Origin of the sequence: Natronincola peptidivorans (genome assembly GCF_900111615.1) — a bacterium.
GTDB classification, from domain to species: Bacteria; Bacillota; Clostridia; order Peptostreptococcales; family Natronincolaceae; genus Natronincola_A; species Natronincola_A peptidivorans.
Genome location: NZ_FOHU01000006.1, coordinates 1 through 13,499, shown reverse-complemented (window position 1 = coordinate 13,499; position 13,499 = coordinate 1). Strand labels below are relative to the sequence as shown.

12 protein-coding genes are annotated in these 13,499 nt (G+C 34.2%); all 12 read left to right on the top strand.

All coding sequences use genetic code 11. The features are described 5' to 3' along the window. Positions 1–3 precede the first annotated feature (3 nt). Entirely contained in the window at positions 4–918 is a 915-nt protein-coding gene (locus BMX10_RS08315) for a hypothetical protein (RefSeq protein ID WP_090442275.1), read from the top strand. 276 nt (positions 919–1,194) lie between these two features. Then, a complete protein-coding gene (locus tag BMX10_RS08310; RefSeq protein ID WP_170834746.1) occupies positions 1,195–2,205 on the top strand; it encodes a glycosyltransferase family 2 protein in 1,011 nt (336 codons plus the stop codon). 309 nt (positions 2,206–2,514) lie between these two features. Beyond that, positions 2,515–3,645 carry a phosphonopyruvate decarboxylase gene (gene aepY, locus BMX10_RS08305; protein WP_090442267.1) on the top strand — a complete coding sequence of 377 codons (1,131 nt, stop codon included), beginning with the start codon at positions 2,515–2,517 and terminating at the stop codon, positions 3,643–3,645. Then, positions 3,645–4,352, top strand: coding sequence for a phosphocholine cytidylyltransferase family protein (locus tag BMX10_RS08300; RefSeq protein WP_090442264.1), 708 nt, complete (start codon positions 3,645–3,647; stop codon positions 4,350–4,352). Before aepY ends, BMX10_RS08300 begins: the two co-directional genes overlap by 1 nt. Positions 4,353–4,526: 174 nt before the next feature. Further along, positions 4,527–5,837 (top strand): phosphoenolpyruvate mutase, encoded by a 1,311-nt coding sequence (gene aepX / locus BMX10_RS08295; protein WP_090442261.1) that lies wholly within the window; start codon positions 4,527–4,529, stop codon positions 5,835–5,837. Positions 5,838–5,897: 60 nt separating this feature from the next. Beyond that, positions 5,898–7,040: a phosphonoacetaldehyde reductase gene (locus tag BMX10_RS08290; protein WP_090442258.1), complete on the top strand. Its 1,143-nt coding sequence runs from the start codon at positions 5,898–5,900 to the stop codon at positions 7,038–7,040. Between the two features lie 40 nt (positions 7,041–7,080). Then, positions 7,081–7,290 (top strand): hypothetical protein, encoded by a 210-nt coding sequence (locus BMX10_RS08285; protein ID WP_090442255.1) that lies wholly within the window; start codon positions 7,081–7,083, stop codon positions 7,288–7,290. A 143-nt stretch (positions 7,291–7,433) separates the two neighbouring features. Further along, on the top strand, positions 7,434–8,600 hold the full coding sequence (locus tag BMX10_RS08280) for a CDP-glycerol glycerophosphotransferase family protein (protein ID WP_090442251.1): 1,167 nt from the start codon (positions 7,434–7,436) through the stop codon (positions 8,598–8,600). 148 nt (positions 8,601–8,748) lie between these two features. Continuing rightward, on the top strand, positions 8,749–9,651 hold the full coding sequence (locus BMX10_RS08275; protein ID WP_090442248.1) for a glycosyltransferase family 2 protein: 903 nt from the start codon (positions 8,749–8,751) through the stop codon (positions 9,649–9,651). Beyond that, positions 9,620–11,023 (top strand): undecaprenyl-phosphate glucose phosphotransferase, encoded by a 1,404-nt coding sequence (locus BMX10_RS08270; RefSeq protein ID WP_090442245.1) that lies wholly within the window; start codon positions 9,620–9,622, stop codon positions 11,021–11,023. Before BMX10_RS08275 ends, BMX10_RS08270 begins: the two co-directional genes overlap by 32 nt. A 24-nt stretch (positions 11,024–11,047) precedes the next feature. Further along, positions 11,048–11,887 (top strand): dTDP-4-dehydrorhamnose reductase, encoded by an 840-nt coding sequence (gene rfbD, locus BMX10_RS08265; RefSeq protein ID WP_090442242.1) that lies wholly within the window; start codon positions 11,048–11,050, stop codon positions 11,885–11,887. A gap of 87 nt (positions 11,888–11,974) precedes the next feature. Further along, positions 11,975–12,919 carry an LCP family protein gene (locus BMX10_RS08260; RefSeq protein ID WP_090442238.1) on the top strand — a complete coding sequence of 315 codons (945 nt, stop codon included), beginning with the start codon at positions 11,975–11,977 and terminating at the stop codon, positions 12,917–12,919. Positions 12,920–13,499 lie beyond the last annotated feature (580 nt).

Here is a 13,499-nt window from a genome sequence, read left to right as displayed (position 1 = left end):
CTAATGAAGATTGATATAAAAAATAAAAAGCTGATAATACATGCCTGTATATTGTCTACTTTCATTTTATACTTTATTTTTGCAGAGACAATATTTAACTCTATTATTAAGGTGGAAGAAGAAGCTACATTACAAAGAAACATTGACTTAATTGAAGAAACAAATAATGTGCGATATTCTATTGATGCAGTTAGGCAAACTAATAGAAGGGGAAAAGACTTAATTGAATTATCTGGGTGGGCTTTTTCAGCAGGTCAAGATACACATAATAGCAGAATATACATTTTATTAGAATCAAAAACAAATCAATATATTTTTAATGCCTTCCCACGAAAAAAGCCAGATGTAACTGCTTATTTTAGAGGAGAGTATAATTTTAACTTAGATGATTCAGGATTTTACACATTAATACCACAATTTAAAATAAAGGACGGAGTATATAACATTGGCTTATATATAGAAAAGGATAATGAAAAATATTTGATGTACACAGATACGTATTTGACAAAGGCTAAAAGAGGAGTTATACCAAATGCAATTTCGGAGAAAAAAGATTTCACTCTTATTGAGAAAAAAGAACTTTTTAAATACAACATAGAATCTATTGAAAAAGAACATATTCAGGATATAGATCTGCTATATATAAAAGGTTGGGCATTTATTGAAGAAGAATATGAAGTGGGAGATAATATATACATTGTACTTAAATCAAATGATAATATACTTATTTTCGATGCTTACAGAATGGCCAGGAGAGATGTGGGAACTCACTTTGACGATTCAAGTTTAGATAATGCAGGGTTTTATGCATACATTCCTAAAGAGTTTGTACAAGAAGAGAAATATGAAATCGGCATATCTATTGAAAAAAATGGAAACAGGATTTTGCAGTTTACGGGTGAGTACTTTGGAAAATAAACCAATGAAAAGCCACTGATAACATATAGGAGTAAGGCTACTAGATAAAACAGAGGACATCATAATGTCAGCAAAGCAAAAAAAACGGAATTAAATTAAAATGAATAGTTTTTGTTGTTGGCTACATAAAAGAAGATTTAATAAAGCAATAAAACTTCATATATAGATTGCATAGCTAACTAAAACAATTTATAGTTATGAAAAATGTGTAACCCAATAAAGTTATAAAATACTACTATGAGATGTAAATACATGATAAGGAGCAATAATAATAACATGATAACAGTAATAGTTGTAAATTATCATAAAGATAAGTTACTATACAAGTGCATAGAATCACTTCAAAAACAAAGCATCTCAAGAGACCAGTATGAAATTATTATTATAGATAATGATTCTAGAGGGGGGATAATAAATCACATTAAAAATGAGATGAAGTCAAGTGCTAAAATAGAAACATTAAAGCACAATGCTGGTTTCACAGGAGGCAATATAGAAGGGCTTAGGCACGCTAAGGGTGATTATATTATACTTTTAAACAATGACACAGAAGTAGAGGATAATTGGCTAGAGAATCTCATAAAGCCCTTTGCAAAAGATCCACAAATAGGAATCTGTGCATCAAAGATGATTATCTATGGTACAGAGAAAATCGATAGTGCTGGTGACGGTTGTACTAATACAGCTAGAGGATACAAGATAGGGGAAGGAAGACACTTTTCCCAGCATAATGAAAGTAAATATGTATTTGGCGCCTGTGGAGGAGCAGTGGCTTATCGCAGAGAAATGCTGGATGAGACTGGGTTCTTAGATGATGATTTTTTCTTGATACATGAGGATACCGACATGAATTTCAGGGCTCAGTTAATGGGTTGGAAGTGTATGTTTGTCCACGATGCTGTGGTATATCACAAGGTTAGATCAACAATAGGAGAAATGAGTAATTTGGCAGTATACTATTCTGTCAGGAATGCTGAATATGTATGGTTAAAGAATATGCCTTTAGGTTTAATCATAAAATACCTTCCACACAAGATTATACAAGAGTTTGGTGGCATAGCCTATTTTTGTATTAAGAATAAAAAGTACAAGCCCTATTTTGAAGCTAAGCTTGATATAATTAAGAACATACCTAAATGCTTAAAGAAGAGGAAAGAGATTCAGGGAAAGAAGAGGGTTTCAAATCAATATATTGATGGTTTATTGACAAATATCTTAAGTAAAGAAATTATAACGTCAAAGTTGAAAAAGTTTAAAGACACTTCAAAATCTAAAGGCGCTCTGTAAGTTAACAATACTTTATTTTTATCTCCATTCTGTCTATTCAAGGATTTTTATGTTTTGCAGTTTTTGATTTCTTGAAAAATGGTTAATATTGAATTAAATATTGATCTAAGGCTCAATTATAGTTGAAATAAAAGAAGAAACTTAGAGAAAATTACAATTTGTTGTTGAAAAAAAGTAGAAAGACGACAAGCAGAATGATAAAATGGACATATAGTACATTGTTTTTTTACAAAAACCATATGGGTTTAGGAATACAATTATTTAATGGGATATTGATGCAATAAAATGAAGAAGAGGAGATTTCATAAAATGGACGTAGTAGAATTAGTAAAACAGCTAAAAGGTTTAAATGTTGATTTTTTTTCTGGGGTACCAGATTCTCAGCTTAAACCACTATGTAATTACTTAATGAATAGTTATGGAATATCAAACAACCATATAATTGCAGCTAACGAAGGAAACGCTGTTGCTTTAGCAGCAGGCTATCATTTGTCTACTGGTAAAATCCCATGTGTATATCTTCAAAATAGCGGCCTTGGGAACATTATCAATCCAGTAGCTTCTTTACTAAACAAAAAAGTCTATGGCATACCCTGCGTCTTTGTTGTAGGATGGCGAGGGGAGCCGGATGTACATGATGAACCACAGCATGTCTTTCAAGGAGAAATTACATTAAAAACATTAGAAGTGATGGACATTGACTATATGATTATCGATAAAAACACTACTGAAGAAGAACTCCACATTAAAATGAAAAAATTCAAGCTGATGCTTGATTCAGGTAAAAGTGTTGCCTTTGTTGTAAAAAAAGGTGGACTTTCTTATGATGAAAAAGTCAAACATAAAAATGAAAATACAACCCTTAGAGAAGAAATCATTCGTCAAATTACCAATGCAGCAGAAGAAGACATTATTGTTTCAACTACCGGCAAAACATCTCGAGAACTATTTGAAATAAGAGAGCAGAATAATCAGTCCCACAAATATGATTTTCTAACAGTTGGCTCCATGGGACACAGCTCCTCCATTGCTTTAGGCATAGCACTGAACAAACCCAATACAAGAGTATGGTGTATAGATGGAGATGGAGCAGCCTTGATGCATATGGGATCTATGGCAGTTATAGGAGCAAAATCACCTGATAACTATATCCATGTCATTATAAATAATGGAGCCCATGAATCTGTAGGTGGACAGCCTACTGTTGCTGATGACATCAATTTTGGACAGATCGCATTAGGCTGTGGGTATAAGGCCGCATATCATGCTAAAGATCTTAATCAGTTGCAGGATGTTTTATGTGAAATCCAAGGAAAAAAAGGGCCTATCTTCATAGAAATAAAATCTGCCATAGGCTCAAGGGATGATCTTGGACGACCAACCACAACCCCAACTGAAAACAAAACAGCCTTTATGACATACCTTAGGGAGTGTAACTAATGAAGGCTTTAATACTTAATTCAGGTATGGGGAAAAGAATGGGAACCCTGACAAGGGAGCATCCCAAGTGTATGACAGAGATTGAGGGACAAGAAACCATTCTTAGTCGCCAACTGAAACTTTTACAGCAATGCGGGGTAACTGAAGTAATAATAACGACAGGGATCTTTGATGAAATACTAATAGATTACTGTAATTCACTTAACCTATCATTGCAGTATACCTTTGTTAAAAATCCAGTTTATGATAAAACAAATTACATTTATTCAATCTATCTAGCAAGGAATCATCTTGATGACGATATTGTACTGATGCATGGTGATTTGGTATTTGAACTTGGAATCTTAAAGAATATACTTTATCACAACTACAGTTGTATGACAGTAAGTTCAACCATTTCATTACCCCAAAAAGATTTTAAAGCTGTTGTTAAAAATAGCTTAATAGAAAAGATTGGCATTGAGTTTTTCACCAATGCGGTAGCTGCACAACCACTATATAAATTGAATAAAGAAGATTGGACAATATGGTTAAATCGTATTATAGATTATTGTGAAAATGGACAAGTATCCTGTTATGCTGAAAATGCTTTTAATGAAGTATCCAATAGATGTCATATTTATCCCGTGGATTTTAGTGATCGTCTTTGTGCAGAAATAGATACACCAGAAGATTTAGCGTTAATCAAGAAAAAAATATCAGAATAACCCTCATAAGTTTAAGAAGAAGTATGGAATAAAACACCGAGACTTATGAAAAATGAAATTACAATACATCGACTATTATGTAATTCTAAATATATAATCGTTTCAGCCTTAATTTTTATGCTGTTACATATAATGAGGTTCTAAACTATTACAGAAAAAAGGGAGGACGTATTAATGACCAAAAACAATAAATCTGTTTATATGAGTTTTAGTACAGATGTAATCCATGGAGGTCACACATCTATTATCCAAAAGGCGGCTGAGCTTGGTGAATTGACTATTGGCATGTTGACGGATGAAGTGGTGGCCAGCTATCGTCGGTTTCCAGTTTTGAAATATGATGAAAGAGTAAAAATAATGGAAAGCATCAAAGGAGTAAGCAAAGTTGTTCCCCAAAAGACATTAAGCTATGCAGAAAACTTACGCTTACTGAAGCCTGATTATGTTGTTCACGGTGACAACTGGGTAACAGGATTTCAAAAGTCTATTAGAGAAGAAGTAATAGAAGTATTAAAAGAATACGGTGGAGAGCTTATAGAATATCCGTATACCATAAATGAAGAATATCAGAAGTTGGAACTCAGCCAGAGAGAGCAGCTTGCCATGCCAGATGTACGTAGGGGAAGATTGAAGCAGCTACTTGAAATGAAACAAACAGTGAGTGTTATAGAAGCTCATAGCGGCATTACAGGGTTGATTGCTGAAAAGACAACTGTTTTACAAGACGGAAAAACCTATCAGTTTGATGCTATGTGGTGTTCAAGCCTGTGTGACTCAACAGCCAAGGGCAAACCAGATATTGAACTGCTAGATATGTCCACTCGGTTCCGCACAATAGATGAAATCATGGATGTTACCACAAAGCCTATTATTATTGATGCTGATACGGGAGGATTGATTGAGCATTTTGTTTACAATATACGTACCCTAGAACGCATGGGAGTTTCAGCTGCAATCATCGAAGATAAAACTGGGCTTAAGAAAAATTCCCTTTTTGGTACAGATGTTGAACAAACTCAAGACAGTATTGAAAACTTTAGTGCAAAACTCTCAGCTGGAAAAGCAGCGCTAAAAACAAACGATTTTTTCTTAATCGCAAGAATTGAAAGCTTAATTTTAGAAAAAGGCATGGAGGATGCTTTAACCAGAGCCTTTGCCTATGTCAATGCCGGAGCTAATGGCATCATGATTCACTCAAGAAAGAAAGATCCTGCAGAAATATTCGAATTCTGTGAAAAGTTTAGAGCAAAAGATTCTTCTACACCATTAGTGGTTGTTCCTACTTCATTTAATACTGTGACTGAAGATGAATTTGCCAAACGGGGTGTTAATATTGTCATCTATGCAAATCAATTGACCCGTAGTGGTTTTCCTGCTATGCAAAAAATAGCAGAAACTATATTGACACATCATAGGGCGAAAGAAGCTGATGATATGTGTATGCCTATTAAAGAAATTCTTACGTTGATTCCTGAGGACTATTAAGCATAAAGAAGAACTTGACAAGACATATAAAATAAAAAAGCCTAATAAAGGGAGATAGTAATGAATTATAAATCATTCTGTAATACTGAAATTGTATTTTCAAATAAAGAAGAACTGCAGGAAAAACTTCTTTTTGCCAGTGCAGTTAATGTAGTACTGGTGATGAGTGAATCATCGGCATTACGATGGAATATGATGCCCTTTATTGAGAAGTTGCAGGACAAATGTCAAGCACTAAATGGCACAGTTACTTGGATAAAGACTGTGGCGGCAAATCCAATCCAAAGAGACGTCATTAAATCCTTGCAACAGATTGGCAATAAAAAGATAGATTTGATCATTGCCTTCGGTGGTGGAAGCAGTATTGACCTAGGAAAAGCAATAAGTGCATTTCACAATACAGAAAAAAATAACCAATATACAATAAACGAGATTACCGATAGCATAAAAAACAAGAATTATATGGAGGGTGAGTTCATTGATATCATTGCTGTGCCCTCCACAGCTGGCACCGGATCTGAAGTGACACAGTGGGCTACAATTTGGGATGAGGATAAAACTGGCAAATTCTCTATTGACCATCCTAGGCTTAAGCCTAAGATGGCAATGATCGTACCTGAACTAACAGTATCCGTTCCTAAGGAGATGACCCTCTCCACAGGACTGGATGCTATGTGCCAAGCGATTGAAGCCTATTGGTCTAAGCATACCACTCCAGTTGTTCAAGAAATCGCATATCGAGCGATTGAACTAGTAATAATGAATCTTAGAAAAGCAGTAGATAAACCCGATGATATTCATGTGAGAGAAAAACTCTGCAGAGCTTCAGTGCTGGCAGGGCTAGCCTTCTCACAAACCAGAACAACTGCTTGTCACTCCATATCTTATCCTTTAACCCTGCTTTATGGAGTGCCTCATGGGTTGGCGGCATCCATTACTTTAGATGCAGTCGGCCAGATAAACAAAGATAATTTCCCAAATGACCAACAGCTCTTTAAGTTATTTAATGAATATGGGGGGATTATGAATTGGATTGATATGGCATGTGAAGGGGTAATCAATATGAGGTTGTCTGCATTTGGAATAAAAGAAAAAGATATTCCATTAATTGTTGAGGATGCCTTTACAGGCGGCAGGATGGATAATAACCCTGTTGATCTGAGTAGAGATGATGTGGTAAACATACTTGAATCTGTTAGGTAAAATTGAAAAAATATATCTCTTAGCACGAGGGGGGGTGGCTATGAATATGAAGAGCATGATTAGTAATAAGGATAGGTTTATATTAGTTGTATTGTTTTGTTTATTTCTAACTCAACCTGCATATGCATATCTGGATGCTGGAACTGTTACTATTGTTTTGCAAGCCGTTGTAGGTGCAATTGTAGGGCTATTAGTGGCTATAAAGCTGTATTGGCATAAATTGAAAAATCTATTTACTAAAAAGGGATAAGTACAATATAACTATAAGAAATATGGGGATTGGCTGTAAACAAATCAGAAGTTAGCCATTTCCCATATTATTATATTTTATAATCAATTAGATGTTGAGTTAAATAGGTACAAGATTTAATCCTACTAAAGGAGGGGTAATTCTTGAGTGTAATTACTGGAATTAAACTTTTAATTGAAGAATTAAAATCAAAGAAAAAATTTTTTTCAAAAGATAATAAAAGGAACAGAGAAGTAGTTTTTTATTCGGAAAGCAAAATCTATTATTTATACTATGAAGGTTTAATAAAAACAATTCTTGAAAAATCAGACCTAAGTATATCTTATATTACTTCTGATCCTAATGATCCTGTTTTTGAACAACAAACTGAAAGGTTTAAGGTGTTTTTCATAAACAAATTATTAGCATTTACAACGCCCTTTATAGATTCAAAGGTTTTTATTTTGACAATGCCAGACATTGAACAGTTTCACATAAAAAGATCTATCAATGATGTTAATCATATATATGTGTTTCATGCTGTTGTAAGCGCTCATATGATGTATAGAAAGGGAGCGTTTGATCACTATGACACTATTTTTTGTGTTGGGCCTCACCATATAGAAGAAATCAGACAGACAGAAAAAGTTTATAACCTTGAAAGAAAAAAAGAGTTGGTAGAAGTGGGTTATCCTTGGATAGAAAAAGTTCATGAGCGGTATGAAAATTATAAACTTAGTCATTCTTTAAATAACAATGAAAAGATAATATTGATAGCACCTTCTTGGCATGAACAAAATATAATTGAGACCTGTGGGGAAGATGTGATAAAGCTACTATTGGAAAAAAAGTATCAAGTAGTGCTTAGACCCCATCCAGAGATTATTAAGAGGAATTATAATAGAGTTCAGCAATTAATCAATCTATTTGGGAATGATAAAAATTTTCAAATGGAATTAAACCTTACTTCAGATGAAAACTTTTATAAAGCAGATCTATTGATAACTGATTGGTCAGGAATTGCATATGAGTACGCGTGGGGAACTGAAAGGCCCGTTGTATTTATCAATACTCCAAAAAAAGTAAACAATCAGGATTATCAAGAACTAAAATTAGAGCCACTTGAAATAAAAGCAAGAAAAGAGATTGGGATAGAAGTACAGTTAGATGATATTCATGAAATTGACCAGTATGTTGAGGAGCTTATTTCAAACAAAAGCAAGTATGTAGAAAATATAGTTAGAGATAGGGAAAAGTATATCTTCAACTGGGGAAATGCATCGGAGGTAGGTGCTGATTACATTATTGATTACTGTAAGAATAAATTGTAAAACATACAGATAAAGAAAGCCCTTTTCTCTTTTAAATATATTTTTTATAAAAACAGATATTTAATAATGAGAAAATAGGTTTAAAATTTACAAGAAATTGTTATGATCTACAATAAAAAACCAAGAATAATAATTAGGAGACTTTCCAATGGATTTATCCATCATAATCATAAATTATAATACCAAAGAACTGACAAAACAGACGCTACAATCTATATTTGATAAGAAGTATGACTTTACCTATGAAGTATTCGTGGTAGATAATGCTTCTATTGATGATAGTGTCGATATGATTAAAACAGAGTTTCCACAAGTGAAATTGGTTGAAAACAGTGAAAATCTTGGTTTTTCTAAGGCAAACAATTTAGCTATCAAGGCTTCAACAGGAAGGCTTATTCTATTATTGAACTCAGACACCTTAGTGTTAGAGGATTGTCTAGAAAAATGTGTTGTTTATATGGAAAACCATGAAACCATTGGAGCTTTGGGCTGTAAAGTAATGCTATCGAATGGTATGTTAGACCATGCCTGTAAAAGAGGTTTTCCCACTCCTGATGCTGCACTTTATTATATGCTAAAGCTAGACAAGCTATTTCCTGATTCTAGAAGATTTGGTCAATATGATTTAACTTACTTATGTGAAAATGAGATGAACGAAGTAGATGTTTTGACAGGAGCATTTATGATGGTGAGAAGAGAGGTTATTGATGAAGTAGACCTATTGGATGAGAATTTTTTCATGTATGGGGAGGATATTGACTGGTGTTATCGAATAAAACGAGCGGGATGGAGGATTGTCTATTATCCTGAAGCTAAGATTATTCATTACAAAGGTGGTAGCAATAAAAAGAAAAAAACAAAGATTGTTTATGAATTTCATAGAGCCATGTACTTATTTTATAAAAAGCACTATAATGAAAAATATAATACCTTAGTTAAAGGATTAGTATATATGGGTATTGGAGTAAAGCTGATGGTTTCAGTTTTTATCAATCTACTTAAAAAAAGGGGCGGAGATTATGATCAAGGAAAATCAAAAGATACTAAATAGACTTTTAATCATATTTGACGCTGTATCTATAATGCTTTCTTTAATAATCGCTTGGTGGATTCGATTTAGAAGTGGATGGATCTATGTTGAGTCAGCCCACTTATCTTTAAGAGAGTATGTGATTCCAGTTGTGGTCATTATCCCAGTCTATATTATCATTTATAGTTTTTTTCGATTATACTCACCGTTTCGTTTTAAAAACATCTTTGAGGAACTCTTTAATATAGTGAAATCAAATGCACTAGGATTATTGATACTGGTATCAATGCTTTATTTATTAAAAGAGATTGATTACTCTAGATATCTTCTTTTTATTTTTTCAATATGCAGTGTATTGCTAACAACTATTGAAAGGATAACCATAAGATTAATACTACGTAGACTCAGAAAGAAAGGCTATAACCTGAAGCATGTTTTGATTGTTGGTTTTAGTGATCTGACTATAGAATTTATAAGGAGCATAGAAAGAAATAAGCATTGGGGTTATAATATTGTAGGGATACTAGACGATAATAAAAAGCTTGGCTATAAGGTGAAGGAAAAAGAAGTGATTGGAAAAAATTATGATTTGGAATATTATCTAGACAATAAGAATATCGATGAGGTATTTATTACACTTGATATAAAGGAATATGAAAAGCTTCAATGGGTGATTGGTATCTGTGAAAAAAGCGGGGTTAGGACGCAGATTATTCCTGACTACTACAAGTATATCCCCTCTAAGCCCTATGTGGAAGAAGTAGATGGCTTGCCTATCATCAATATTAGACATGTTCCTCTAGATCATATTATCTATAAAGCCTTTAAGAGAGCTGTAGATATCATTGGTGCTTTTGTTGCCTTAGTACTTTTTTCACCCATCATGCTTTTTACCTTCATGATGATAAAAACAACTTCTCCTGGACCTGTTTTCTTTAAACAAGAAAGAGTGGGATTAAATAGGAAAAGCTTCAATATGTATAAGTTTCGTTCTATGCATGTTCAGATAGATGAAGAAGAAAAAGTACAATGGACAACAAAGGATGATCCCAGACGGACTAAATTTGGAACCTTTATTCGTAAAACCAGTATAGATGAGCTGCCTCAGTTGTTTAATGTTCTAAAGGGAGATATGAGTTTAATAGGGCCGAGGCCAGAAAGGCCATATTTTGTAGAAAAGTTCAAGGAAGAAATCCCTAAGTATATGATCAAGCATCAGGTGAGACCAGGGATTACAGGCTGGGCTCAGGTCAATGGCTGGAGGGGTGATACCTCCATAAAGAAAAGGATTGAGTGTGATTTATACTATATAGAAAACTGGAGCTTGTTGTTGGATGTAAAAATACTATGGTTTACCATATTTAGAGGCTTTATTAATAAAAATGCGTATTAGTAATAAAAAAAGGAGGGTCCTAAAATGAAGGTCATGGTTACAGGAGCAAAAGGCCAGTTAGGAGTAGATTTAGTAAACAAATTAAGTCTAAAGCATGACATAATGGCTGCGGATAAGGAAGACTTAGATATTATCGATTTAGATCAAGTAATGAAGGCGGTAAGAAACCTTAAGCCAGATGTTATTATAAATGCTGCTGCTTATACCAATGTAGATGGAGCAGAAACAGAAGTGGATTTAGCCTATAGGATTAACTGTGTAGGGGCTAAGAACCTAGCCATCGCAGCTTTAGAGTATGGAGGAAGGCTTCTGCATATTTCTACAGATTTTATATTTGATGGCAGGAAGAATACACCCTATACTGAGTTTGATGCTACAAATCCCCTCAGTGTTTATGGAAAATCTAAGCTGGCGGGGGAAACCTGTATAAAAGAGATATGTAATCGACATTACATCCTGCGAACTGCTTGGCTATATGGAGAGCATGGAAATAATTTTGTAAAAACCATGCTAAGGCTAGCAGAAAATAATAAAACCTTGAAAGTAGTAGATGACCAAATAGGCAGTCCTACCTATACAAAAGACTTGGTGAAGGTAATAGAAAAAATGATTACAACGGATGCCTATGGAACCTACCATGCTTCTAATGCTGGAGCCTGCAGCTGGAATGAATTTGCAAAAAAGATATTTCAAATGAAGGAGATCAAGGATATAGAAGTATTACCTATCACCTCTGAGGAGTTCAATCGACCCGCAGTAAGACCCAAGTATTCTGTAATGGAAAATTATATGTTGAAGCTACAGCTAGACTATGAGATGAGGCACTGGGAAGAAGGGTTAAAAGAGTATTTTAATAACCAATAGTATTATATTAAAAACACAAAAAATTTAGGTTATTCTTTATAGAAAAATCATAAGATATATAATTGAGGAAGATGAGGAGAAGCAATAATGGATAAAAACAAAATCCTTAAAATAAGTATGATATCTATACTTACTATTATGTTGATGGTAGGTGTGTTTGGGTTTAACAAATATAATACCATGAAAAATCCTCATCAAGCCTTTGAAGAAGATTTGAAACGACAGGAAGATACTACAGGAGAAGATGATGGGGATGCTATGGAGGAGTCAGTTCTTGGAAAGAATGTTCTTAATCTACTTTTTTTAGGGGTAGATAGTACAGAGACTCGGGAAACAAGGGAGATGGGCTACCGAAGTGATACCATCATGCTGGTATCCATGAACCTAGATACAAAAAAAGTAAGGCTGTTATCTATACCCAGGGATAGCTATACGGAGGTACCAGGCAGTAGAAGAAAGGATAAGATCAATCATGCCATGGCCTTTGGGGGAGGTCCTAAGCGTAATGGGAATCAGTATGCAGTAGAGGCAGTGGAGGGATTGCTGGGTATTGATGTACATTATTATGTAACTATGGATTTAGATGCTGTCAAGGATGTTGTGGATACAATTGGCGATGTCACAATAGAAGTAGAGCGGAGTATGGAGTATGATGGAAAGAGACTGGCAAAGGGAGTCCAGACCCTTAATGGCCAGCAGGCCTTAGTGTATCTTTCCAATCGTAATGCACCTACAGGAGATTTCGCAAGGATACAGCAGCAACAAAATTTTATGATGGCTTTGTTTCAGCAGACAAAGGAAAAGGGAAAAATCACTGATATACTGCCTTTATACTTAAGGATGCAAAATAAGATATTTACTGATTTGAATATAGAACAGATAGGTGCTTTAGTGTTATTTTTAAAGGATTTAAATCCTAAGGATATAGAGACCTTTACTTTAAGAGGAAATCATATGTTCATAGAGGATATCTATTATCTAGACATTGATGGAGAGTATATGGAAAAAATCCTTAATACCTTCTTTTCATAAGCCGGTGCCTAGCACCTAACCTATTATATCAAAGGACCAGTTAGATAAATCTAAACACAGTTATAGAGACCCATAGCGTAGAAGGATTGTTCCTAATTCGCTAGGGTCTTTTCTTATTGACTAGCATTCATAGGTACGGATGTATAATAAAACTAAGGCAAAAGAAAAATTGTAGATTTGAGAGGAAAAAAATAGAATAATGTAGAATATAAGCAAAGCAGACTTATTACACCACAAAAATCAGATAGTGTAAAGTAGGTTATGAAAACTAAGAAACAAAATTTTACAACATGATTTGTGGGGGGAGTACCTTCTTAAAAGAAGAAAACATCAAAAAAATAGATTGATGATACCACAAATAATGCTCTGGAACCCACAGCATTGATGGTGAAACGATGAAGTTTAGCAAAAGTGCAAAGGCACATTTAAGGGGAAGGTTGGTTTTGTTGTGAGAGGATGGTTTGTTGCCCTAAGTAGATCAGTAGCTGCCATTTGCCCGGCATATTATCGGCATTTGTCAGCATATCGACTTCGTTTAAAGGACGCTTCCACTCATGAAGCTTGTGAGGACGAAGAAAGT